General features: G+C 73.1%; 25 protein-coding genes and 1 pseudogene. 14 read left to right on the top strand and 12 right to left on the bottom strand.

Going from position 1 to position 23,063, the window contains the following annotated elements; genetic code table 11:
* Window positions 1–2: 2 nt before the first annotated feature.
* Window positions 3–449, bottom strand: a complete 447-nt coding sequence (locus tag ACP7TJ_RS04200) for an Lrp/AsnC family transcriptional regulator (protein ID WP_167742505.1) — start codon at window positions 447–449, stop codon at window positions 3–5.
* Window positions 450–543: 94 nt separating this feature from the next.
* Between ACP7TJ_RS04200 and ACP7TJ_RS04195 the strand changes: the two genes are divergently transcribed.
* The 3 genes from ACP7TJ_RS04195 to ACP7TJ_RS04185 are packed head-to-tail and all read left to right on the top strand — an operon-like array spanning window position 544 to window position 2,479.
* A complete protein-coding gene (locus ACP7TJ_RS04195) occupies window positions 544–1,020 on the top strand; it encodes a rhodanese-like domain-containing protein (protein ID WP_167742504.1) in 477 nt (158 codons plus the stop codon).
* 45 nt (window positions 1,021–1,065) lie between these two features.
* A complete protein-coding gene (locus ACP7TJ_RS04190; protein WP_093764955.1) occupies window positions 1,066–1,578 on the top strand; it encodes an immunity 21 family protein in 513 nt (170 codons plus the stop codon).
* A 55-nt stretch (window positions 1,579–1,633) separates the two neighbouring features.
* On the top strand, window positions 1,634–2,479 hold the full coding sequence (locus tag ACP7TJ_RS04185; protein WP_093764966.1) for an SDR family oxidoreductase: 846 nt from the start codon (window positions 1,634–1,636) through the stop codon (window positions 2,477–2,479).
* 7 nt (window positions 2,480–2,486) lie between these two features.
* Here the strand turns inward: ACP7TJ_RS04185 and ACP7TJ_RS04180 are convergent, their stop codons facing one another.
* The gene (locus tag ACP7TJ_RS04180; RefSeq protein ID WP_427762169.1) at window positions 2,487–4,175 is read right to left on the bottom strand and encodes a DUF885 domain-containing protein; all 1,689 of its coding nucleotides are present in this window, start codon (window positions 4,173–4,175) and stop codon (window positions 2,487–2,489) included.
* 32 nt (window positions 4,176–4,207) lie between these two features.
* Window positions 4,208–4,699 (bottom strand): Lrp/AsnC family transcriptional regulator, encoded by a 492-nt coding sequence (locus ACP7TJ_RS04175; protein WP_093764957.1) that lies wholly within the window; start codon window positions 4,697–4,699, stop codon window positions 4,208–4,210.
* A gap of 60 nt (window positions 4,700–4,759) precedes the next feature.
* On the opposite strand from ACP7TJ_RS04175, the gene ACP7TJ_RS04170 reads away from it, so the two are divergent.
* Complete coding sequence (locus ACP7TJ_RS04170) at window positions 4,760–5,947, top strand: trans-sulfuration enzyme family protein (protein WP_376725003.1); 1,188 nt, start codon at window positions 4,760–4,762, stop codon at window positions 5,945–5,947.
* A gap of 65 nt (window positions 5,948–6,012) precedes the next feature.
* On the opposite strand, the gene ACP7TJ_RS04165 is transcribed toward ACP7TJ_RS04170, so the two are convergent.
* From ACP7TJ_RS04165 to ACP7TJ_RS04155, 3 genes are all read right to left on the bottom strand, one after another.
* A complete protein-coding gene (locus ACP7TJ_RS04165) occupies window positions 6,013–7,269 on the bottom strand; it encodes an N-acetyltransferase family protein (RefSeq protein ID WP_427762165.1) in 1,257 nt (418 codons plus the stop codon).
* A gap of 97 nt (window positions 7,270–7,366) precedes the next feature.
* Complete coding sequence (locus ACP7TJ_RS04160) at window positions 7,367–8,932, bottom strand: alkaline phosphatase D family protein (protein ID WP_427762163.1); 1,566 nt, start codon at window positions 8,930–8,932, stop codon at window positions 7,367–7,369.
* Between the two features lie 136 nt (window positions 8,933–9,068).
* Window positions 9,069–9,899 carry an alpha/beta fold hydrolase gene (locus ACP7TJ_RS04155; RefSeq protein ID WP_367460149.1) on the bottom strand — a complete coding sequence of 277 codons (831 nt, stop codon included), beginning with the start codon at window positions 9,897–9,899 and terminating at the stop codon, window positions 9,069–9,071.
* Window positions 9,900–10,071: 172 nt separating this feature from the next.
* On the opposite strand from ACP7TJ_RS04155, the gene ACP7TJ_RS04150 reads away from it, so the two are divergent.
* Together ACP7TJ_RS04150 and ACP7TJ_RS04145 are read left to right on the top strand one after the other, a co-directional pair.
* Window positions 10,072–10,959 (top strand): RNA polymerase sigma-70 factor, encoded by an 888-nt coding sequence (locus ACP7TJ_RS04150; protein ID WP_093765159.1) that lies wholly within the window; start codon window positions 10,072–10,074, stop codon window positions 10,957–10,959.
* A gap of 153 nt (window positions 10,960–11,112) precedes the next feature.
* Entirely contained in the window at window positions 11,113–11,874 is a 762-nt protein-coding gene (locus ACP7TJ_RS04145; protein ID WP_427762159.1) for a GntR family transcriptional regulator, read from the top strand.
* 61 nt (window positions 11,875–11,935) lie between these two features.
* On the opposite strand, the gene ACP7TJ_RS04140 is transcribed toward ACP7TJ_RS04145, so the two are convergent.
* The 3 genes from ACP7TJ_RS04140 to ACP7TJ_RS04130 form a co-directional block, all read right to left on the bottom strand.
* A complete protein-coding gene (locus ACP7TJ_RS04140) occupies window positions 11,936–13,093 on the bottom strand; it encodes an ROK family protein (protein ID WP_167742496.1) in 1,158 nt (385 codons plus the stop codon).
* A 96-nt stretch (window positions 13,094–13,189) separates the two neighbouring features.
* Complete coding sequence (locus tag ACP7TJ_RS04135) at window positions 13,190–13,852, bottom strand: response regulator transcription factor (RefSeq protein ID WP_093765156.1); 663 nt, start codon at window positions 13,850–13,852, stop codon at window positions 13,190–13,192.
* 14 nt (window positions 13,853–13,866) lie between these two features.
* A complete protein-coding gene (locus ACP7TJ_RS04130; RefSeq protein WP_380871073.1) occupies window positions 13,867–15,021 on the bottom strand; it encodes a sensor histidine kinase in 1,155 nt (384 codons plus the stop codon).
* Between the two features lie 107 nt (window positions 15,022–15,128).
* Here ACP7TJ_RS04130 and ACP7TJ_RS04125 point away from each other — a divergent pair.
* From ACP7TJ_RS04125 to ACP7TJ_RS04115, 3 genes and pseudogenes are all read left to right on the top strand, one after another.
* Window positions 15,129–16,048, top strand: a pseudogene (locus tag ACP7TJ_RS04125) (ABC transporter ATP-binding protein).
* A gap of 2 nt (window positions 16,049–16,050) precedes the next feature.
* The gene (locus ACP7TJ_RS04120; protein ID WP_427762154.1) at window positions 16,051–16,776 is read left to right on the top strand and encodes an ABC transporter permease; all 726 of its coding nucleotides are present in this window, start codon (window positions 16,051–16,053) and stop codon (window positions 16,774–16,776) included.
* A gap of 55 nt (window positions 16,777–16,831) precedes the next feature.
* Window positions 16,832–17,269: a hypothetical protein gene (locus ACP7TJ_RS04115; RefSeq protein WP_167742492.1), complete on the top strand. Its 438-nt coding sequence runs from the start codon at window positions 16,832–16,834 to the stop codon at window positions 17,267–17,269.
* 17 nt (window positions 17,270–17,286) lie between these two features.
* Here ACP7TJ_RS04115 and mug read toward each other — a convergent pair whose 3' ends face one another.
* Together mug and purB are read right to left on the bottom strand one after the other, a co-directional pair.
* Window positions 17,287–17,787, bottom strand: coding sequence for a G/U mismatch-specific DNA glycosylase (gene mug, locus ACP7TJ_RS04110; protein ID WP_093765151.1), 501 nt, complete (start codon window positions 17,785–17,787; stop codon window positions 17,287–17,289).
* 44 nt (window positions 17,788–17,831) lie between these two features.
* Window positions 17,832–19,274, bottom strand: coding sequence for an adenylosuccinate lyase (purB, locus tag ACP7TJ_RS04105; RefSeq protein ID WP_370162900.1), 1,443 nt, complete (start codon window positions 19,272–19,274; stop codon window positions 17,832–17,834).
* Window positions 19,275–19,472: 198 nt separating this feature from the next.
* On the opposite strand from purB, the gene ACP7TJ_RS04100 reads away from it, so the two are divergent.
* The 5 genes from ACP7TJ_RS04100 (at window position 19,473) to ACP7TJ_RS04080 (ending at window position 22,538) form a co-directional block, all read left to right on the top strand.
* On the top strand, window positions 19,473–19,643 hold the full coding sequence (locus ACP7TJ_RS04100; protein ID WP_189910777.1) for a hypothetical protein: 171 nt from the start codon (window positions 19,473–19,475) through the stop codon (window positions 19,641–19,643).
* Complete coding sequence (locus ACP7TJ_RS04095; protein ID WP_189910776.1) at window positions 19,640–20,368, top strand: hypothetical protein; 729 nt, start codon at window positions 19,640–19,642, stop codon at window positions 20,366–20,368. The genes ACP7TJ_RS04100 and ACP7TJ_RS04095 overlap by 4 nt, the downstream gene beginning before the upstream one ends.
* Entirely contained in the window at window positions 20,365–20,670 is a 306-nt protein-coding gene (locus tag ACP7TJ_RS04090) for a hypothetical protein (protein WP_189910775.1), read from the top strand. The genes ACP7TJ_RS04095 and ACP7TJ_RS04090 overlap by 4 nt, the downstream gene beginning before the upstream one ends.
* Before the next feature lie 516 nt (window positions 20,671–21,186).
* Complete coding sequence (locus ACP7TJ_RS04085; RefSeq protein WP_220451516.1) at window positions 21,187–21,636, top strand: recombinase family protein; 450 nt, start codon at window positions 21,187–21,189, stop codon at window positions 21,634–21,636.
* Between the two features lie 305 nt (window positions 21,637–21,941).
* Window positions 21,942–22,538 (top strand): hypothetical protein, encoded by a 597-nt coding sequence (locus tag ACP7TJ_RS04080; protein WP_189910773.1) that lies wholly within the window; start codon window positions 21,942–21,944, stop codon window positions 22,536–22,538.
* Window positions 22,539–22,576: 38 nt separating this feature from the next.
* On the opposite strand, the gene ACP7TJ_RS04075 is transcribed toward ACP7TJ_RS04080, so the two are convergent.
* Window positions 22,577–22,837, bottom strand: a complete 261-nt coding sequence (locus ACP7TJ_RS04075; protein ID WP_246532083.1) for an endonuclease VII domain-containing protein — start codon at window positions 22,835–22,837, stop codon at window positions 22,577–22,579.
* Window positions 22,838–23,063: the final 226 nt, after the last annotated feature.

Genomic DNA, 23,063 nt, shown 5'->3' with positions numbered 1-23,063 from the left:
GGTCACCGCCCCACGGGACGGCGCGGCAGCGGCGAGGAGTAGACCACGCTGGTGGTCACCGAACCGAGCGCGCCGATCCGTCCCGACACCTCCTCCAGATGCCGCATCGACCGCGCGGCCACCTTCAGGACGAAGCAGTCGTCGCCCGTCACATGGTGCGCCTCCAGGATCTCCGGCGTGGCGGCGACGAGGTCGTGGAACGGCTTGTAGTTGCCGGTCGGGTAGCGCAGCCGGACGAACGCCAGGACCGGCAGCCCGATCCGCTCCGGGTCCACCACCGCCGCGTAGCCCTGGATGATCCCGGCCTCCTCCAGCCGTCGCACCCGCTCGGTGACCGCGCTCGCGGACATCGACACGGCGCGGGCGAGTTCGGCGTAGCTGGCGCGTCCGTCCCTCTGGAGGACATCGAGGATGCGCCAGTCGGTGGCGTCCGGGGAATACACGGTCATCGCCGAGAAGTAGCAGGGAAATCCCCGGCGGGGCAAGCCCCGCACCGGGTTTCGTCCCTTCAGGACCGCCGCCCGCGCCCGTAGTTTCTCTGTCATGACGACGACCACCGTGAACACCGTCCTGCGGGTCGCCCCCGCGTCCCCGGCCGTGGCCGCCGCGCACTTCCGCGCGAGCCTCGCCCTGTACACCGACGTCTCCGACGTGGCCGCCGCGCTCGCGTCCGGCGGCGACCCCGGATTCGTCCTGGTGGACTCCCGGGCGTCCGAGGCCTGGGACCAGGGCCATGTGCCCGGCGCCCTGCACCTGCCCACCGCGCGGATCGCCGAGCGGGCCGCGGACCTCCTCGATCCGGCCGTGCCGGTCGTGACGTACTGCTGGGGACCCGGCTGCGACGGGGCCGCCCGCGCCGCGCTCGCCCTCGCCGAACTCGGGTACCGCGTCAAGGAGATGCTCGGCGGGTTCGAGTACTGGGTGCGCGAGGGCTACGCGTACGCGACGCCGGGGGGCCGTGAGCGCCGGGCCGCCGACCCGCTGACCACCGTCGTGGACGGTGGCGCGTGCGGATGCTGAACCCGCCCGTCCGGTAAGGGGATCGAGCCGATAGGTTTCTCCGCCATGGAGCGATACGCGGAGCCGGGGACGGTCGAGTGGGTGGAGACGGGCGGCGGGCCGCTCGTCGCGGTGCCGGAGACGGTGCTGCCGTTCTGGACGGGAGCCGACGGCGAGGAGTTCGCCTCGGACTACGACCGGGCCTGCGAGGTCGACGGACTCGTCGGGCTCCTCCCGGTCGGCGACGCCGCCGCCCTCGTCCTGGGCGACGAACCCGCCGCGACGGCCTACCTCCCCGAGCACTCCCTCCTCGTCCGCTGGGTCGCCGGACACACGGAGGACGACCTGCTGGCGAGCGTCCCCGCCGCGCTCGCCGGCGCGCGGTGGCAGCAGGAGACACAGTGGAAGGTGCCCGGCCCGGTCGTCCTGTTCGACGCGGCCTGGCCCGGCGCCCAGGCCACCGGCACCGACCACACCCGCCTCGCCCTCGGCGCCGGCCGCTACGCCGTGCGCGCCGCGCAGGTCACCCCCGGCCCGGAGACCTGGCTGGTCCTGGTGCAGCTCCGGCCGCTGCCCTGAGCCGGGCGCCCTTATTCGCGTGCCCGGGCCGGTCACGCGGCCCATCATGGGGATCATGCCGAAGCTTCCCCCGCCCCCGCCCGAGGAACTCCGCCGTGACCCCCTGCCGCTGCGGGGCCGCACCGCCCTGGTGACCGGAGCGAGCCGGCGCGGCGGCATCGGACACGCCGTGGCCCGCAGGCTGGCCGCGTACGGCGCGAGCGTCTACCTGCACCACCATGTGGCGCACGACGCCGCGATGCCCTGGGGCGCCGACCGGATCGACGACGTCACCGCCTCCGTACGCGAGGCGCTCGGCGACCCCGGCGCGCGCGTGCTCGCCGGACCCGGCGACCTGAGCGACCCGGCGGAACCGGCCGCTCTGCACGCCCGCGCCGTCGAGGCGCTCGGCGGACGCCTCGACGTCCTCGTCGCCAACCACGCCCTCAGCGGCTCCGACGGCGACCTCGACACCGTCGACGCCGCCATGCTCGACGCGCACTGGGCCGTCGACGCCCGCTCCGTGCTGCTGCTGGTCCAGGCCCACGCCCGGCACCGCGCCGCGCTCCCGCCCGGCACCCCCGGCGGACGCGTGCTGATGATGACGTCCGGGCAGGACATCGCCGGCGGCATGCCCGGCGAGATCGCCTACGCCCTCCAGAAGGGCGCCCTGGCCTCGGTCACCCGCTCCCTGGCGACCGCGCTGGCCGACCACGCGGTCACCGTGAACACCGTCAACCCCGGCCCCGTGGACACCGACTACCTGACCGGCGAGGTCTACGACGCGATCGCCGCCCGCTTCCCCGCCGGGCGCTGGGGCATGCCCGACGACCCGGCCCGCCTCCTCGCGTGGCTGGCCACCGACGAGGCGGGCTGGATCACCGGTCAGGTCATCGACTCCGAGGGTGGCTTCAGGCGCTGAACCCGCCCTACAGCGCCGCCAGTTCGTCCACCAGGTCGTCCAGGCCCAGCGACCCCTGGGACAGCGCGGCCATGTGCCAGGCCTTCAGGTCGAAGGCGTCGCCGTGCCGCTCGCGGGCCTTCTCCCGGCCCAGCAGCCAGGCCCGCTCGCCGAGCTTGTAGCCGATGGCCTGGCCGGGAATCGTGAGATAGCGGGTCAGCTCGCTCTCCACGAAGTCCGCCGGGCGGCTGCTGTGCGCGCCGAAGAACTCCTGCGCCAGCTCCGGCGTCCACCGCTCACCCGGGTGGAACGGCGAGTCCGCGGGGATCTCCAGCTCCAGGTGCATGCCGATGTCGACGATGACCCGGGTCGCCCGCATCATCTGCGCGTCCAGGTACCCGAGCCGCTGCTCCGCGTCCGTGAGGAAGCCCAGCTCGTCCATCAGCCGCTCCGCGTACAGCGCCCAGCCCTCGCAGTTGGCGCTGACCATGCCGACGGTGGCCTGGTAGCGGGAGAGGGTCTCCGCCACGTGCACCCACTGCGCCAGCTGGAGGTGATGGCCGGGGACGCCCTCGTGGTACCAGGTGGACACCAGGTCGTAGACCGGAAAGCGGGTCATGCCCATCGTGGGCAGCCAGGTGCAGCCCGGCCGGGAGAAGTCCTCCGACGGCGGCGTGTAGTACGGCGCCGCCGCGCTGCCCGCCGGGGCGATCCGCGACTCCACCTTCCGCACCCGCTCGGCCAGGTCGAAGTGCGTGCCGTCCAGGGCGTCGATCGCCTGGTCCATCAGGCCCTGCAGCCAGTCGCGGACCTCGTCCACGCCCTCGATGTGCCGGCCGTGCTCGTCGAGGTGGGCCAGCGCCACCCACGGGGTCCCGGCCCCCGGCAGGATCTTCTCGGCCTCCTTCCTCATCTCGCCCAGCAGCCGGAAGTACTCGGACCAGCCGTACGCGTACGCCTCGTCCAGGTCCAGGTCGGTGCCGTTGTAGTAGCGCGACCAGCGGGCGTAGCGCTCCCGCCCCACCGTGTCCGGCGCGCCCTCGACCGCCGGGGCGTACACGTCCCGCAGCCAGTCCCGCAGTTCCGCCACGGCGGCGGTCGCCGCGCGGGCGGCCTCGTCCAGCTCCGCGCGCAGCGCGTCGGGGCCCGCGGCGGCGAAGTCCTCGAACCAGCCGCGGCCCTCGCCGGTGTCCGCCCACTCGCCGAGCTGCCCGACGAACGTCCGCGTGGGGCGCGGCCCGGCGTACAGCTTGCGTTCCAGGCCCAGCGCCAGCGACTCCCGGTACCCGGCCAGCGCGGCCGGGACCGCGCGCAGCCGCTCCGCGATCGCCCGCCAGTCCTCCTCCGTCTCCGCCGGGGTCACCGTGAACACCTCGCGCACCGCGTGCGCGACCGTGCCCAGGTTGCCCACCGCGCGCAGATGCTCGTCGGCCTCGTGCACCGCCAGTTCGGCGGTCAGCCGCTCCCGCAGCAGCCGGGCGCAGCGGCGTTCGGCGTCGCTGTCCGCGCCGGGCAGGCGCTCGGCCTCGTCGAGCCGCGCGAGGGTCGCCCGGAGCAGGTCGGCGACCGCCTCCTGACCGGCGGGCGAGAGATCGGGCAGCCGGGAGGAACTCCCTTCGACGCCGAGGTACGTCCCGGTGATCGGATCGAGGGCGATGAGCTCGTCGACATAGGCGTCGGCGACCTGACGGGGAAGCGCGCTGTTGGTTGGTGACATGCGGACCATCCTGGTACGGCGTCCCCCGCACGTCACGCGGATTGAGCCGAGGGCGAAGGCGGCATGACCGGACCGCAGTCCCACTGCTGGAAGATCAGCCGCGTCTCCACCCGCGCCACCTCCCGCCGGGCGGTGAACTCGTCCAGCACCAGCCGCTGCAGATCCGCCATGTCCGCGACCGCGACATGCACCAGATAGTCGTCCGGGCCGGTCAGATGGAACACCGTCAGCGACTCCGGCAGCGCCCGGATCCGCTCCACGAACGGCCCCACCAGCTCCCGCCGGTGCGGTCTCACCTGTACCGACAGCAGCGCCTGCAGACCCCGGCCGAGCTTCGCCGGGTCCAGCCGCAGGCGGTGCCCGAGGATCACGCCCGAGCGGCGCAGGCGGGTCACCCGGTCCAGGCAGGTCGACGGTGCGACCCCGACCTGCGCGGCGAGGTCCCGGTACGTGGTCCGGGCGTCGTTCTGCAACAGCCGCAGCAGATGGAGGTCCACCGGATCGAGTGCGACAGATTCGGCCATCGGCCGAACGTAGCACGGGATCCGGCCGTACAGAACCGGCCGGTGTTCACCCTGTGCGCCATGGACAACGGCATGGACACGCGACGCACCACCAGAGCACTCGCCACCGAGGCCGTGCACGCCGGCCGGGACGATCTCGCCGGACTCGGACTGCACGCCCCGCCGATCGACCTGTCCACCACCTATCCCTCCTACGACAGCCGGGCCGAGGCCGCGCGCATCGACGCCTTCGCCACCACCGGCGCCGAACCGGACGGCCCGCCGGTCTACGGGCGGCTCGGCAACCCGACCGTCGCACGCTTCGAGACCGCGCTCGCCCGTCTGGAGGGCACCGAGTCGGCGGTCGCCTTCGCCAGCGGCATGGCCGCGCTCAGCGCCGTCCTGCTGGTCCGCGGCTCCATGGGGCTGCGGCACGTCGTCGCCGTACGCCCGCTGTACGGGTGCAGCGACCATCTGCTGACCGCCGGGTTGCTCGGCTCCGAGGTCACCTGGACCGACCCGGCCGGGGTCGCCGACGCGCTCCGCCCGGACACCGGACTGGTGCTGGTGGAGTCGCCCGCCAACCCCACGCTCGCCGAGATCGACCTGCGGGCCGTCGCCCACGCCTGCGGCTCCGTGCCGCTGCTCGTCGACAACACCTTCGCCACGCCGGTGCTGCAGCGTCCCGTCGAGCAGGGGGCGCGGCTGGTGCTGCACAGCGCCACCAAGTACCTCGGCGGGCACGGCGACGTGCTGGCCGGTGTGGTCGCCTGCGACGAGGAGTTCGCCGGGCGGCTGCGGCAGGTGCGGTTCGCCACCGGCGGGGTGCTGCATCCGCTGGCCGGCTACCTGCTGCTGCGCGGCCTGTCGACGCTGCCGGTCCGGGTACGGGCGGCGTCCGCGAACGCCGCCGCACTCGCGGCCCGCCTCACCGCGGACCCGCGCGTGGCCCGGGTGCACTACCCGAGCATCGGCGGCGCGATGGTCGCCTTCGAGGTGCACGGCGACCCGCACGCGGTGATCGCCGGCGTCCGCCTGATCACCCCGGCGGTGAGCCTCGGCAGCGTGGACTCCCTGATCCAGCACCCGGCGTCCATCAGCCACCGCATCGTCGACGCCGACGACCGCAGGGACGCGGGCGTCTCCGACCGCTTGCTTCGCCTCTCGGTCGGTCTGGAGGACGTCGAGGACCTCTGGGCGGACCTCGACCAGGCCCTGGGCACGCCGTCCGCGCACCCGGCCCGGACAGAGGCCATGGCCCAGGGCTGACGGACCGCCCATGGACGGGGACGGCCCGGCACGCGCTGCGTGCCGGGCTGTTCTCCGTCGTCGGGTCAGTGGCGGGCGACCCTCCCGCCGGTCTCCGGGGTGCGGGCGGCCGGGGTGGGGGTCAGGCGGGCGGTGATGACGAGGGTGCCCTCCTCGACCTGGTAGTCGAGGGGGAGGCCCAGGCCCCGCATCGCGGCGACCATGCCCGTGTTGGACGCCTGCGTCACGGCGTACACATGGGCGCAGTCCGCCTCGACCGCCATGCCCACCAGCCGGGACAGCAGTTCCGCGCCGATGCCCCGCCGCTGCCACGCGTCCTCGACGATCAGCGCCACCTCGGTCTCGTCGCCGTCCCACAGCAGGTGGCCGAGGGCGACGATGTCGCCGGACGCGGTCTGCGCGGCGAGCGTGCGGCCGAAGCGCGGGCTGAGCAGGTGGTTGAGGTAGCGGCTCGCGTCACCGACCGGGCCGTGGTAGCGGCGCCGCAGCGTCTCGGCGGAGCACCGCTCGTGCATTGCCCGCGCCGCGTCCAGGTCGGCGGTGTCCGCGCGGCGCACGGAGACGTGACCGCCCTCGGACAGCGTCAGCAGGTCACGGCCGCGCGGCATCCGCGGACCGAGCCGGGCGTCCAGCTCCACCAGCGCCCGGGCACGGGCGAACTCCGTGGGGGTGAACGGCAGATACGGCCGCTCCACCGTGAGGACGCCGCCCTCAGGGTCGCGCAGCCGGATGACGGTGTCCTCCAGGACGCCCTCCGGCGGCACGGCCGCCGCTCCGGCGCCGGCCGCCGCGGCGGGCTGGGAGCGGATCGTGCAACGCCCCAGCAACTGGCGCAGCACCAGAGGCAGTTCGGCGGCGTCCGTCGCGGTGCGGGCGGCCAGCCCCAGCATCCGCGTCGGGCCGTCCACCAGGTCGTGGGCGTCGGCCCGCTCGGCCCAGGTGTCCGTGCCCCCGCCCGCGGTCACCGCCGCGGCGAGGTCCGTGCCGGCCGGCACACGCAGCAGGAACTCGTCGACGGTGTGCGCGCCCAGCGGGTGCGTCTGGAGGCTCAGGATGTCGACCCGCCGCTCGGCCAGCGCCGTGCACAGGGCCGCCAGCGCGCCCGGCTCGTCCCGCACCGTCGTCCGCATCCGCCACAGCGCGCTCTCGACCGCTGCCGGCTCGGGCGACGGCGGAGCGCCGCCGGTATCGTGTGCCGGCGGCGCGTGGCCGTGGCGGCGTGTCCGCCATGCGTGCAGCGCCTCCCCGCAGCGCGCGGCACGGGCGAGCGGGTTCCAGCGGGGCGTGCGCCCTCCGTCACGGTCGTTCGTCACGTCAAACATGTCTCGACTCATACCGTCACTGTGAAGGAATCGTGTTTCGTGATCACGAACGTACTGTGACTGACGGGTTAAGCCCGCTTCTGTCCGAAATGCTGCGTTACTGGCCGACGAGGCCCGGCTGCAGTGTCTTTCTGAACAGCACCGTGCCGTCCATCTCCCGCAGCCGCACGGTCAGTTCGCCGCTGCCGCCGTCGATCTCCACCTCGCCGAAGAACTGGTACCCGCCGGCGGGGGAGACGTTGGCGGTGGTGGGCGCCTTCACCCACACCCGCTCCGGACCGAACGTCGCGTCCAGCTCCGTGGCCGGGAACGCGCCCGCGTTGAGCGGCCCCGAGACGAACTCCCAGAACGGCTCGAAATCGCCGAACGCGGCCCGCGCGGGCTGGTAGTGCTGCGCCGAGGTGTGGTGCACGTCGGCCGTCAGCCACACCGTCCCGGTGATCCTCCGGTGCTTGATGAACCGCAGCAGCTCCGCGATCTGCAGCTCGCGCCCCAGCGGCGCCCCCGGATCGCCCTGCGCCACCGCCTCGACGTGCGGGCGGCCCTCGGTGGTGTCGGGCACGACCAGGCCGATCGGCATGTCGGCGGCGATCACCTTCCACACCGCCCGCGACCGCGCCAGCTCCCGCTTCAGCCAGTCCAGTTGCTCCCGGCCCAGGATGCCCTGCGGGTCGACGGTCTGGTCGCCGGGCGAGTTGGCGTTCCGGTACGTCCGCATGTCCAGCACGAAGACGTCGAGCAGCGGGCCTTGCCGCACCACCCGGTGGACGCGCCCCTCCCGGGCGCCGGGCCGCGGCGTCGACACGGGGAAGTACTCCCCGAACGCCCGCCGGGCGCGGGCCGCCAGCACGTCGACGCTCTTCTCGGTGTACCGGGTGTCGGTGTCCGCGATCCGCTGTCCCGGGTACCAGTTGTTGCGCACCTCGTGGTCGTCCCACTGCACGATCGACGGGACGCGGGCGTTGAACCGGCGCAGGTGCTCGTCCAGCAGGTTGTAGCGGAAGGCGCCGCGGAACTCCGCGAGGCTCTCCGCGACCTTGGACTTCTCCTCGGTGGTGATGTTCCGCCAGAGGCTGCCGTCCGGCAGTTCCGCGGACGCCGCGATGGGCCCGTCGGCGTAGACGGTGTCCCCGCTGAACAGGCAGAAGTCCGGGTCGAGCCGGGCCATCGCGTCGAAGATGCGGTAGCCGCCGAATTCCAGGTTGATGCCCCAGCCCTGCCCGGCCAGGTCGCCCGACCACACGAACCGCACCCCGTCCCGCCGCCGGTCCGGCACGGTACGGAAGGCGCCGGCGACCGGCGCGCTCGTACGGCGCGGGTCGTCGGGATCGGCGAGCAGCACCCGGTAGTGGATCTGCTCGCCCGGCGGCAGCCCGCGCAGCCGGGTGGTGCCGGTGAAGTCGGTGCCGGGGCCGATCAAGGGGCCCCGCATCCGGCGTACGTCGCGGAACGACTCCGTGGCCGAGGTCTCGACGATCATCCGCGCAGGCCGGTCCGACCGCACCCACACCAGCGCGGAGTCACGGGTGACGTCGCCGGTCTGAACGCCCCACTCGGCCGCGGGGCGCCCCGACCGGGTGAACGCGGGCAGGGCCAGCCCCGCCGAGACGGCGAGCGACCCCTTCAGCAGGGAGCGACGGCCGGGCAGCAGACGGTGTGCCATGAGTACGCCTCCGTAGGTCGGTAGGTGTGCACCCCACACCTACGCCGACCATGGAAACGCCGGATGAACAACACGCCCGGAGGGGCGCGGGGAACTGCGCGACAAGCCCCTCACCGGGCCGCGGTGAAGAACCGGCCTAGCGACTCCCGTCCAGCAGAACCCGCGCCACCAACGCCGGATCGTCATTCATCGGCACATGCCCGCACCCCGGCAACCGAACCAACCGCGCCCGCGGAATGATCTGCTTCGCCCGCACCCCCTGCCGCGGAATCAGCAGACGGTCCCGAGCCCCCCACGCCACCGTCACCGGAACACCCCGCACGTCCTCCGTGAACCGCACGGACCCGCCCGCCCGCAGCGTCCGGGCGAACCCGGTCGCCTCGGCCAGCGCGCGCGTCTCGGCGACCACCGCCTCCGGCGCACGCCGCCCGGGCCGGGCGTAGATCGTACTGGTCAGCACGGACCGCCCGACCGCGGACCGGGCCAGCCCCTCGACCACCCGCGCCGGCATCCGCTCCGCGATCCCCCGCATGGCGGACAGCACGGCGAACGCGTACCGCCGTTCGGCCGGCGTCCAGAACCCGGCGGGGGACAGCGCCGTCACCGACCGCACCAGCCGCGCCCGCCCCATCTCCAGGGCGAGCAGCCCGCCCAGGGAGTTGCCGGCGACGTGCGGCCGGTCCAGCTCCAGCGCCTCGCACAGGCCGCCGAGCGCGGCGGTCATGGTGGCCAGGTCGTGGTCGAGGCCGTCGGGCAGGGCGGGCGAGGCGCCGAAGCCGGGCAGGTCCACGGCGATCACCTCGCGCTCGGTGGCCAGGATGTCCACGACCGGGTCCCATGCCTGCCGGTGGTGACCGATGCCGTGCAGCAGGAGCAGCGGTTCCCCGCGCCCCACGCGTGCGTAGGACAGGGTCACGGACTGCGGGCCTCGCGGAGAGGTGACCCGGTAGGTGACGGTCGCGGACATGAGGTGCTCCTCGTTCGGACGCGCGGAACGGACTCACGGAAAGGGACGTCGCCCGACGTCGTAGACAGCTTGTCAGCAATTACTACCGACGGGTAGCCCATCACGCCGCCCACCGCCCTCGAGGCCCCGGCGCCGCCTGGACACACCCGCACCCGTCCGCTGGGATGACCTCGTGACCGCCGACACCGCGACCGAGCTCTTCGAGGAACACCGGCCCGTGCTCATGGGCGTCGCCTACCGCATGCTGGGGCGGGTGGCCGACGCCGAGGACGTCGTCCAGGACGCGTGGCTGCGCTGGTCCGGCGGCGACCGGACCGCCGTGCGCGAGCCGCGCGGCTTCCTGGTGCGGATCACCACCCGCCTCGCCGTCGACCGGCTCCGGCAGATCAAGGCACGCGGCGAGACCTACGTCGGCCCCTGGCTGCCCGAGCCCTGCGCCACCGACTTCGGCGACACCGTGACGGACACCGCCGAGCGGGCGGTGCTCGCCGACTCCGTGTCCCTCGCGGTGCTCGTCGTCCTGGAGACGCTCTCCCCGCTGGAGCGCGCGGTGTTCGTGCTGCGGGAGGCGTTCGGCTACCCGTACGCCGACATCGCGGCCATGCTCGACCGCGGCGAGGCGGCCGTGCGCCAGCTCGCCGCCCGCGCCCGCCGCCACGTCGACGAACGGCGCCCCCGTTACGACGTCGACCCCGCCCGCCGCCGCGACCTCACCGAACGCTTCCTGGACGCCGCCGCCGGGGGAGACCTGGCGGGCCTGATGGAGCTGCTCGCCCCGGACGTCCGGCTCGTCGGCGACAGCGGCGGCAAGGCGCGCGCCCCGCTGCGGGTCCTGGACGGCGCCGACCACGTGGGCCGCTTCTTCGTCGGTGTGGCCGTCAAGGGGCTGCCGGACGCGTCCGTCCGCATGATCGAGCTCAACGGCGGGCCCGCCCTGCTCGTGCTGTCCGGCGGGAAGCCCGACACGGTCGTGCAGATCGACGCCGACGGGGACCGGATCCGCACGGTCTACGTGGTCCGCAACCCCGACAAGCTGGCCGCCCTCGCCGCGCTCCCGTAGGCGCGTTCCGCCCATCCCGTAAGGGCCCCCGCCGCACCGCCGATTGGTATTGACCAAGTCCCGTGGCCGCCCTATGGTCGCAGAGAAGTGAAACAACCTTTAATAAACAAGGGCGCTAAAACGCCGCCGGACACGGCGATCGTGGAGGACAGGGTGGGGACCACGCAGCTGGAATCGGTGCCGGAACCGAAGTACTGGCATCTGAAGACCGTGCTCAGCGAGGCGCTGGACTCGGAGTTCTCCGTGGGCGAGATCCTGCCCAACGAGCGCGACCTGGCCGCCCGCTTCGGTGTCGCGCGCGCCACGCTCCGGCAGGCCCTGGAACAGCTCGAGCTGGAAGGCCGGCTGCAGCGCCGCCGCGGGGTGGGCACCACCGTCGCCCCGCCGCGCATGGGCGTCTCCGTCGGCAGCGAGCAGCACGCCTGGCCCGGCGGCCCGGACGACGCGTGGCACGCCGTGGACTGCCGGCTCGAGGTGCCGCCCCCCGCCCTCGCCGAGCCCCTGGTGACCGGCAGCGACGAGGCCGTGCACATCGTGCGCCGCTCCCGCGTCTCCCGCGGCCAGCCCGTCGCGTCCGAGCTGCTGTACGTCCCGGCCGCCTCGGTGCCCGACCTCTCCGGCATCGACGCCCCGTCCGGCGCGGCGCGCGCCCGTGCGGTGCTGCGCGAACTGCAGCGCCTGGAGCTGGAGCGCCAGGAGAACGCGGTGGAGCTCGGCTCGGCCGGCGCGGACGAGTCGAAGGAACTGGACCGCCTGCCCGGCGCCCCCGTCCTCGTCGTCACCACCCGCTACATCGCCCGCAGCCGCACCGCCGCGCTCTCGGTGGCCACGTACCGCGCGGACACCTGCCGCCTGACCTTCGGCGACTTCGGCGGTGTCGAGATACACCACGGCCCGGAGCGCCAGGCGTCCTGACCGCGGGGCCTTCCGACGCACCGTCGACGCGCCGTGGGGTCCGCCCCACGGCGCGCGTCCGTCAGCGGCGTGCCGTCACCGTGCCCTCCACGGCGAAGAGCTGCTCCTCGACATGGTCGAGCGCCAGCCGTACCGCGCCCGTCGCCACCGCCGCCTCGCCCAGCAGGGACAGGGTGACCTCCGGGGGGCGCAGGCAGTAGCGCGCCAGCTCGCGGCGCAGCGGCTCCAGCACCCCGTCAAGACCGGCCGCCCAGCCCCCGATCACGACCAGTTCCGGGTCGAGCGCCAGCACCAGCGCCGCCACGTCGTGGACCAGCCGCCGGATGAACCGGTCCATCGCCGCCAGCGCCCGCTGGTCGCCCTCACGCGCCTGCGCGAACACCTGGGCCACGGCCTGCTCGTCCAGCGGGTGCAGCGGCTCGTCCGTGGTCGACAGCAGCGTCTCCGGCGTCGCCTCACGGCCCAGCAGATGCAGCGCCCCGATCTCGCCGGCCGCCCCGCCGTAGCCGCGGTGCAGCCGCCCGCCGATCAGCGAACCGGCCCCCGGGCTCAGCCCCGCCAGGACGAACACCACGTCGTCGCGGCCCTTCGCCGAGCCCTTCCAGTGCTCCGCGACCACCGCCGCGTTGGCGTCGTTCTCCACCAGCACCGGGCACGTGAAGGAGCGGCTCAGCCGCTTGCCCAGGCTCAGCCCCGTCCAGCCGGGCAGCGCCGTGCCCAGCCGCACCGTGCCGTCCGCGTCGACGATCCCGGGGGTGCCCACGCCGACCGCCCGCAGCGATCCGCGCGGCACCCCGGCCCGCCGCAGCAGCTCCGCGACGGCCGTCCGCAGCCGGTCCAGACGCTCGTCGGCGTCGACCGTCTCGTCCACGTCCCGCACCTGCGCGCCGATGACCCGGCCGTCCAGGTCGGCCAGCAGCGCGGCCACCCGGTGCACCCCGATCTCCAGGCCCAGCAGATGCCCCGCCTCCGCCCGGAAGCGGAACCGCCGCGCCGGTCGGCCCTGACGCCGTGCGGCGCCCTCGCCGGCCGCCGCCTCCACGACCAGACCCGCCTCGATCAGACCCTCCACGACGCCCTCGACCGTCGGCCGGGACAGCCCCGTCACCCGGGTCACCTCGGTCAGCGTCGCGCAGTCCGTGGCCCGCAACGCGTGCAGCACCACCGCGGAGTTGATCCTCCGCAGCAGCGAGGGATCCCCGCCGGTCAGCCGACCCACCGTCCGTCCTCCCAGCTCGTGCGCGTGTGGGGCGGATCGTACTCGGCGCCGCGCACCCCGGCGACCACCGGGCGGGCACCCCGCCCGCGGGCCCGCTCAGCCCGGCGCCACGAACCCCGACTCGTACGCCGTGATCACCGCCTGCGTACGGTCCCGCGCGCCCAGCTTCGCCAGCACGGCGCTCACATGCGACTTCACCGTCTCCGTGCCGACCACCAGCCGGGCGGCGATCTCCGCGTTCGACAGCCCACGCGCCATCAGCCGGAGCACCTCGCCCTCCCGTTCGGTCAGCCGGGCGCGCTCCAGCTCGGCGCGGGCCGCGCGGTTCCCGCCGCTCTCGCCGTACTCCGCCGCCAGCCGCCGTACCGAGGCGGGGAACAGCAGCGACTCGCCCTCGGCGATCAGCCGCACCGCGTGCACGATCTCCGCGGGCCGGGCCCGCTTCAGCAGGAACCCGTCCGCCCCGGCACGCAGCGCCTCGTACACGTACTCGTCGTTCTCGAAGGTCGTCACCACGAGGATCTTCGGCGGCTCTGCCACCGTCCGCAGCAGCGCGCGCGTGGCCTCGATGCCGTCCAGCAGCGGCATCCGCACGTCCATGGCGACCACGTCAGGCCGCAGCTGCCGCACCAGCGGGATCACCGCGGCCCCGTCGGCCGCCTCCCCGGCGACCTCGATGTCCGGCTGCGCCTCCAGCACGGCCCGGAGCCCCGCGCGGACCAGGGGTTCGTCGTCGACGAGGAGCACTCTGACCGGCATCCGCCCAGCGTAGATCAGCCCAGGGGTAGTTCGACCCGCACCTGCCAGTCCCCGGCGCCGTCCGGGCCGGTGTGCGCCCGCCCGCCGAGCAGCGCCGCCCGCTCGCGTATGCCGCGCAGGCCGCTGCCACGGCCGGGGGCGGGCCGGCCGTCCGGCAGCGGATTGCGCACCTCCAGCGTCAGCAGGCCGTCCGCGGCGGCCACCCGCACCCGGGCGGGCACCGCGCCCGCGTGCCGCAGCACGTTGGTCAGCGCCTCCTGGAGGATGCGGTAGCCCTCGCGGGAGACGGGGCCCGGCAGGGTCTCCAGCGGCCCGGTGACCTCGGCGTCGACCGTCGCCCCTGAGGCCCGCGCGGACTCCAGCAGCCGGTCGGCGTCGGTGAGCGTCGGCCGGGCGCTCGCGGGCCGCTCCGACTCCCGGAGCACGCCGAGCACCCGCTCCAGGTCCTCCAGGGCGGCCCTGCCGGTCTCCTCGACGGCGGCGAGGGCGCGTTCGGTGAACTCCGGGCTGTTCGCCGCGCGGGCGGCCCCCGCCTGCACGACCGCCACGGTCAGCGCGTGCCCGATGGAGTCGTGCAGCTCGCGCGCGATACGGGTGCGCTCCAGCAGCTGCTCGGTGCGCTCCTCGACGGCCGCGAGACGCTCGGCGACCGACGGGCCCAGCAGCCGCCGCGCGACGCCGGTGAGCCCTGCGCCGAGGCCGGCCACGACCGCGTACAGCGCGACGAGCGGCAGCGGCGCCAGCAGGCCGAACACCCAGTCCGGCGGACCCGGAATCGGTGGCAGATCCCCGGTCCTGTGCCCCACGGCGCGGGCGGCCAGGGCGTACGCCATGATCGGTAGCCAGACCGTGGCGAACGCGACCACCGCGCCGACCAGGGTCCGGATCTCCAGCCACAGCACGGTCCGCCAGCGGTCCCGCCAGGCCGTCGCGGGCCGCGTGGCGAAGTCCGGCTCCGCCTCGTCCGGGGTGAGCAGCAGCCGGGCCTGCATCACCTCGGCCACCCGCGCCCCCGGCAGCAGCCCCACCGGCACCAGCACGACCAGCGGCACCCAGGGCAGCTCCGGCTGCACCCACCACCACACGCTGACCGCGGCCACCGGCACCCACATGTGCAGCAGCCGGGTGTACGTCCTCCCGCGGAGCAGCGGGCGCAGCAGCCGGACCATCCCGTCATCGTGTCACCCGGCGCCGACGACGGGCTCCCCCGCACGGGGGAGGGACGGCCCACCCGCGGGGGAGGCCCCGCGGGGGCACGGTCCGCCACGCTGATGCCATGACCAGCATCGACGTCCGCGACCTCACCAAGGAGTACGGCCCCGGACGAGCCGTCGACGACCTCACGTTCACCGTGCCGCCCGGCCGCGTCACCGGCTTCCTCGGCCCCAACGGCGCCGGCAAGTCCACCACCATGCGCCTGGTGCTCGGCCTGGACCACCCCACCTCCGGCTCCGCCACCCTCGGCGGCCGGCCGTAGGGTCCCTGCGCGAACCCCTGCGACGGGTGGGCGCGTTGCTCGACGCCGGCGCCGCGCTCGGCTCCCGCACCGGCCGCGACCATCTGCGCGTCCTGGCGGCGACCCACCGCATCCCGGACCGCCGGGTGGACGAGGTGCTGGAGGAGACCGGGCTGGCTCCGGCGGCCCGCCGACGGGTGCGGACGTACTCGCTCGGCATGCGGCAGCGGCTCGGCATCGCCGCCGCGCTGCTCGGCGACCCGGAGGTGGTGATGCTCGACGAGCCGTCCAACGGCCTCGACCCGGAGGGCATCGTGTGGATCCGCGGACTGCTGCGCCGGCTCGCGGACGAGGGGCGGACCGTGCTGGTGTCCAGCCATCTGATGCACGAGACCGCCGCGTTCGCCGACCACCTCGTCGTCCTCGGCCGGGGCCGGCTGCTGGCCGACACCCCCATGCGGGAGTTCATCGACGCGCGCGTACGGCCCGCCGTACGGGTCCGCACCTCCGACCCCGACGCCCTGGAGCGCGCCCTGGCCCGCCACGGCCGCCAGGCGGTCCGCCACCCCGACGGCCACTGGACCGTGCCCGACGCGCGCGTGGACGACATCGGGCGCCTCGCCTCCGCCGAGCGGGTGCCGCTCCTCGAACTCACCGCCGACGAGGGCACCCTGGAGCAGGCCTACCTCGATCTGACCGCCGCCGAGACCGAGTTCGCCACCCAGCCCCAGGAGGCCTGACCATGCAGTTCGCCCCCGTGTTCCGCTCCGAGTGGCTGAAGATCCGCACCGTCCGCTCGCTGCTCGCGACCCTGTTCGCGCTGTTCGCGGTGACCACCGCGTTCTCCGCGCTCGCGGCCGTGGACCCCGAGGACCAGGGCGCCGACCCGCTGTTCACGGCCCTGTCCGGCATCACCCTCGGGCAGATCGCCGCCCTCGCCTTCGGCTCCCTGGCCGTGTCCGCCGAGTACCGCGAGGGCGCCGCCGTGCGGCTGTCGCTGACGGCGGTCCCGCGGCGCGGGCTGTGGTTCGCCGCCAAGGCGGCTGCCATCGCCGCGGTCGTGCTGGCCGTTTCCCTGGTGACGTCCCTGGCGGCGCTCCTCGCGGGTTCGGCCGGACTCGGCGACGCGGCCGACGGCCTGACCTCCGCCGACCAGGTCCGCGGTGTGCTCGGCGGTGCCGTGTACCTCACGCTCATGGCCCTGTTCGCGGCCGGACTGGCGACGCTGCTGCGCAGCGGGGTGGCCACCCTGTCGGTGCTCATCCTGTTCATCCTGATCGTGTCGTTCGTGGTCGGCGACGCGCTCGGCACCGTCGTCGACTTCATGCCGGACCGCGCCGGCCAGACGGTGCTGCGCGGCGAGCCCGACGGAACGCTCGGCCCTTGGACGGGGCTTGCCGTCACCGCGTGCTGGACGGCCGCGGCCCTGCTGGCCGGTGCGTGGCGGCTGCGCCGTCAGGACGCCTGAGGGATGGCCGGCTGACCCACCGCCAACTGTCAGTGGCGGCGGGTTTACTGGAGCCATGAACCTCGCCCGGCACATCGCCCTCATCGACGAGCTGTGCTTCCGGCCCTTCCCGGCGGAGCACGGCCCGTCGGACGTCGGCTTCTCGGGACCGGGCCACCATGTCGCCGTGCTGGAGTCCGGCGACCGCCCGGACCTCGGTCCGGCGGGCCGGGCGGTGACGGTGGAGCAGTTCGAGAAGGGCCGCGACGCGGTGTACGAACTGCTCGCCTCCCGCTGGGGCGACACCGACCCGTACAACCTGCAGACGGTGGAGCTGCGCACGGAGCGGGAGGAGATACCCGAGCCGTGGGCCTGGCTCAGCCGTCACGCGGGCGTGGCCTGGCTGTGGGAGGTGCGGGGGACCGGCCGCTGGGTCGCGGTCGCGCTCGCCGACCGGGACCCGAGCGACTGCGTGCGGCTCCTGGCCGTGGTCACGGAAACGGCGCCGCCCTAGGGACCCTCAGGGTCCCGTCACTCCTGCTCCGCCGCCTCCCGCAGCCGCGCGAACTCCTCCGCGAGCGTCGTCGGCGTCCAGTGCGCGTTCAGCCCGCTGGGATTGGGCAGCACCCACACCCGGGACTCGCCGATCGTCCGCGCCTGCGGCCCGACCTTGGCGGTGCGGTCGTCGAACGCCGCGCGGTACGCGGTCACCCCGAGCACGGCCAGCCAGCGGGGACGCAGCCGGCCCACCTTCACGGCGAGCTCCCGCCCGCCCTCCCGGTACTCCTCGGCGCTCAGCTCGTCGGCCCGCGCGGTCGCCCGCGCCACCACGTTCGTGATGCCCAGCCCGTACGACAGCAGCTCGTGCTGCTCCGCCGGCGGCAGCTGCCGCGGGGTGAAGCCGGAGCGGTGCAGCGCGGGCCAGAAGCGGTTGCCGGGGCGCGCGAAGTGGTGGCCCGTGGCGGCCGTCATCAGGCCCGGGTTGATGCCGCAGAACAGCACCCGCAGACCGTCCGCGACCACGTCCGGCACGAGGCGGTCGCGGGCGGCCTGAAGTTCCTCCTGGGTGAAGCGCCTCAGAGGATCGCCCCGGGGGTGTAGCCGGCGGCCTCCGGGTGCTGCTTCACGATCGCGTCGATGCGGGCGACCACGGTGGCGACCTGGTCGCTCGCGGCGCCGGTGAAGGACAGCTTGTCCGCCATCAGCGCCTCCAGCTCGGCGCGGCCCAGCGGCAGCCGCTCGTCGGCGGCGAGCTTGTCCAGCAGGTCGTTGCGCTCGGCGCCCTGCTCCCGCATGGCGAGCGCGGTGGCGACGGCGTTCTCCTTGATCGCCTCGTGGGCGACCTCACGGCCCACACCGGCGCGGACCGCGCCCATCAGCACCTTGGTGGTGGCGAGGAACGGCAGGTAGCGGTCCAGCTCCCGGGCCACGACGGCCGGGAAGGCGCCGAACTCGTCGAGCACGGTCAGGAACGTCTCCAGCAGCCCGTCGAGAGCGAAGAACGCGTCCGGCAGCGCGACCCGGCGCACCACCGAGCAGGACACGTCGCCCTCGTTCCACTGGTCGCCCGCCAGTTCGCCCGTCATCGAGGCGTAGCCGCGCAGGATCACCATCAGGCCGTTGACGCGCTCGCAGGAGCGGGTGTTCATCTTGTGCGGCATCGCGGAGGAGCCGACCTGGCCCGGCTTGAAGCCCTCGGTGACCAGCTCGTGCCCGGCCATCAGCCGGATCGTCTTCGCCAGCGAGGACGGGGCGGCGGCCAGCTGCACCAGCGCGGTGACGACCTCGTAGTCCAGGGAGCGCGGGTACACCTGGCCGACGGACGTGAACGCCTGGGAGAAGCCCAGGTGACCGGCGATCCGGTGCTCCAGCTCGGCCAGCTTCGCGGCGTCCCCGCCGAGCAGGTCCAGCATGTCCTGCGCGGTGCCGACCGGGCCCTTGATGCCGCGCAGCGGATAGCGGCCCAGCAGCTCCTCCAGCCGTCCGTACGCCACCAGCAGCTCGTCGGCGGCGGTCGCGAACCGCTTGCCGAGGGTGGTGGCCTGCGCGGCCACGTTGTGCGAACGGCCGGCCATGACCAGCTCGCCGTACTCCCCGGCCAGCTTGCCGAGGCGGGCCAGCACGGCCACCGTACGGTCGCGCATCAGCTCCAGCGAGAGCCGGATCTGCAGCTGCTCGACGTTCTCGGTGAGGTCGCGGGAGGTCATGCCCTTGTGCACGTGCTCGTGCCCGGCGAGGTCGTTGAACTCCTCGATCCGCGCCTTCACGTCGTGGCGGGTGACCTTCTCGCGCTCGGCGATCGAGGCCAGGTCGACGGTGTCGAGGACCCGCTCGTAGTCGGCGATCGCCGTGTCGGGCACCTCGATCCCGAGGTCCTTCTGGGCCTTCAGCACGGCGAGCCAGAGCTGCCGCTCGAGCCTCACCTTCTGCTCGGGCGACCAGAGCGTGGCGAGCTCGGCGGAGGCGTAGCGTCCGGCGAGGACGTTCGGGATACGGGGCTTGGCGGGCGCAGCAGTCACGTACAGGGAGTTTACCCGTCGTCCACGGCGGCCCGTCACCATCTACACAGGGTGAGAACGTCCAGGTCAGAGGTTCCCAGTCCGCCCTCTCGCGTGAGGTCTGTGAGACATCTGTGAGACGGCGGCGGCCCCGAACCGGTGGTCCGACACCGACCCGGGGCCTTGATCAGGCACCTTCGCGATCAAGGATCCCGACCCATGAAGAACGTACCCACGAACGTGTCCGTCGCCATCGCCCGCCAGCTGCTCGCCGAGACGGACGGCGTCGACTACGACGAGTGCAGCGAGCGGGACCTGTGCCGCCTCATCGGCCGCTTCGAGTTTGCCCTCGCCAGCCTGATCACGGCCATCGAGGACGGTGGCCAGTGAACGGCACCGCCCCTGACCGCACCCGCGTGTGGCTGACCCGGCTGTCTCTCGCCGTCTGCATCGCGTTCACCGCATCCGCCGAGTACGACCTCGCCCGGACCCTGGGCGCCGACCCGGTCATCGCCGCCATGCTGCCCGTCGCGGTAGACGCGTACGTGATCGCCGCTCTGCGCTGGTTCAGGGCGTTCGACATCATGCTGTCCCTCGCCCCCATGGGTGCGGCCCAGGTAGGTGCCCACCTCCTCGACGCCCGCGTGGTGTCGGTGAACATCCCGCTCGTCGTCGTGGTCTCGCTGCTCGTACCCGTGGCTCTGTGGCGTACCCACGCACTCGCTCGGTTCGAGTCCGAGGAAGTGCCTGAGCACGTCGCCGAGTACGAGCAGCCGGAAGTCGGGCGCGTACCCGCGATGTACCCGGCGCTGGCGGATACGCCCGCCGTACCCGAACTCGCGCCCGAGGCTCCGGCCGTACTCGTACCCGAGGTGTGCGACGTACCCGCACGCGCCGTGCATGCCAAGCGCGTACTCGCAGAGAAGAAGACACCGCGTACTCGCCGCGTATCCGCACCGGTGCCCGTACCTGATGAGGACGACGTACTCGTCGAGCGGGCACGCGCCGACTTCCCGGACCGCGTACCCACCTTCCGGGAGCTGAAGGACGCGTACTCGATCGGTCAGCAGCGTGCCCGTCGTATCCGCGCCGTACTCGGGGAGGGCAAGGCATGAGCGACCTGGAGAAGGCATCCCGCGACGCTGTCGAGGCCGCGGACAACGCGGAGCTGGTACGTCAGATCGCCGCCGTGCTCGCCGCCCAGCAGTACCTCGCCAGCCAGCCGCAGCACGTACCCGTACCCGCACCCCGCGCGGAGTTCAACGTCAGCAAGTGGCTAGTGATCGGCGGCGTAGTCGTAGCTGTCGGGCTCGTTGCCGCGCTGTTCGCCGTGGCCATGGCGATCGGCGGGCTCTGCGCCACCGCGTGCCTGCTGGTCCTGCGTGGGCTGTGGGCCGATTTCCAGAAGGGGAAGTGACCATGCCCGCCACGAACCACGACCCGCACAACTGGCGGGAGATCGCCCAGACCGTCGTCATCGGAGCGCGCGTCCAGCGACGCTAGGCCAGGGGCAAGAGCACGACGGCCCTGGAGAACCGCGCGGAGAAGATCCGGCTCAAGGCCGAGGCCCGCGAAGCGGACCGCACGAAGTAGGTACGACACGGGGCGGCCGTACCCGGCACAGGTACCTCGGCCGCCCCGTGTCCCGATCACTCACAGAGAATCGGAGGGACAAGCATGACGCAGAACGTCGTACCCCTCAAAGCAGGGGGCACGGGATCTCCCGCATCCACCACCCCGCGCCGCCGAGTTCGGTTCGAATCGCTGCGCCGGATCCTCGATCACGAAGAGGTCCGTACCGCAGGGCGGTTTCTGGTCCGGCACGCCCACCTACGCGCTCGGAGGAGTACGCGTACTCGCCCGGCGTACCTGGGACGGACGCACGGCTGCCAGGTACGAGCGCATGACCCGGGCTGCTGAGGCGGCCGGTTTGATGGACGAGGTCAAGGAGTGGGAGGAGCGGGCGCAGGCGTACCGCGCAGCCCGCCACAAGCGACGCATGGACCTTCTCAGCGCCGCAATCAACGCCCCGAAGGCCATCGCCTTCGGCACGACGGGAGGAGCCGTCGTTGTCCTCGACCAGGGGATCGACACCAGCACGCCCGCCGGTCGCCTCTTCTTCAACGTCATCGGAGCCATCGCCGAGTTCGAGCACAGCCTGATAGTCGAGCGCACCAAGCAGGGCTTGGACGCGGCACGGGCACGTGGTCGCACGGGCGGCCAGAAGCCGAAGCTGAAGCCCCGCCAGATCAAGCTGGCCCAGGAGATGTATGAGGAGACCGGCGCGGATGGGAAGCGCCGCTACACCGTCCAGCAGATCGCTGACGAGCTTGGCGTGAGCCGTCCGACCATCTACCGCCACCTGGAGAAGAAGAGCGCCTGAGGGCCGTACAGAGGCTCCGCCCCGTCCATAAGGGGCGGAGGTCAGACGCTCGGAGGGTATCGCTCTACGTAATGCTCGATTCTGGTTTTTGGTCATTACAGTTCGTCGCCGTGCAGCATGACAAAGCCCCCTCCTCCGCATGGAGAAGGGGGCCTTGTCGTGCGTCGTCAGCCGGCAGTCAGCTCGCCGTCGTACCCGAGCCGCCGGATGGCGTCTGTGGCGGCCTGTACGGCTTCCTGACGTGGCAGCTCAGACTGTCCTCAAGTGGTCCGCGAGCCGGGCAATGCCCTGGCACAGTGCGGGGCATGACGGCTATCGACTGGGGCAGCGTGCCCACCTGGTTCTCCGCCATTGGCACGACTGGCTCACTGCTCGCCACGGCTGGCATCATCATGCGCGACCGCCGTAAGGACCAGCGCACTGACGCGGCCCGGGTCGCCTGCTGGCTCGAAGCGCCCGTCGCATACGAGGTCAGCGACGACTCTGTGGACTTGAACCAGCACCGGTTCCTGCGAGTGCACAACACTGCCGACCGGCCTGTGTTCGACTTGTTCGCGGTGATCGGCCCCGACAGCAGCGCCACGTACATCAGGTTCGACCTTGACCACGTCGTGCCCGCAGGGGCAGAGGCGACCTTCCTCGTACCGTACGAGTACCAAAGCGCCGGCCCCCTGCCGCCGCCCCGGCCAGTGGCGGTGGAGTTCCGAGACGTCGAACGCACCACCTGGATCTACGACCTGGACGCCGGGACACTGCACCGTCGCCGGAAGCGGCACGTGCAGCGTGTGCGTTCATGGCTGCGCATTCAACAGAAGTTCGTCTCCGAGTTCGGGTGGAAGGCGTTCAATCTGCGGTTCAGGCGCCGCGTAGCCTTGCACAAGCGGCCCAACTGGCGCAGATAGCACATCGGCAGGCGGTCTCCACCACTCGGGGCCGTGGGTCACGGGTTCGGGCATTCGTCGGTCTCCCCGGTGTGCTTGGTGAGGTACTCGATGGCGGCCAGCAGTCGGTTCGGGTCGTCTCGAAACTTACCGATTCCCTGATTGCAGTGGCCGCACAAGAGTCCGCGAACCTTGTTGGTCGTGTGACAGTGGTCCACGGCTAGGTTCCGCCCGGTGGGGCACTCGCTCTGGCAGATGGCGCATACCCCGCCCTGCGCTTCGAGGAGGGCGTTGTACTGGTCCAGCGTTACCCCATACACCTTCAACAGGACCGCGTTGCGGTGCTTGTCCTTGTTGTTCGCGTACCAGGCGCGCTTCTGCTCGTTCACGCACTCCAGGTTGTTCTGACGGTACTCGCGCTTTTGGCGAGCCAGCTCGGCGCGATCTTCCTCGGTGCGGGCAGCTGCTTTTCTTCGGTGCCGCTCACGGGACTCGGTGCGGATCTTCTCTTTGTGTCGCTCCCGATAGCGCGCCTGCGACTCTGCA

This window comes from Streptomyces sp. DSM 41931 (genome assembly GCF_050271085.1).
Taxonomy (GTDB): Bacteria; Actinomycetota; Actinomycetes; order Streptomycetales; family Streptomycetaceae; genus Streptomyces; species Streptomyces albogriseolus.
This window is presented reverse-complemented; position numbering and strand designations above follow the sequence as displayed.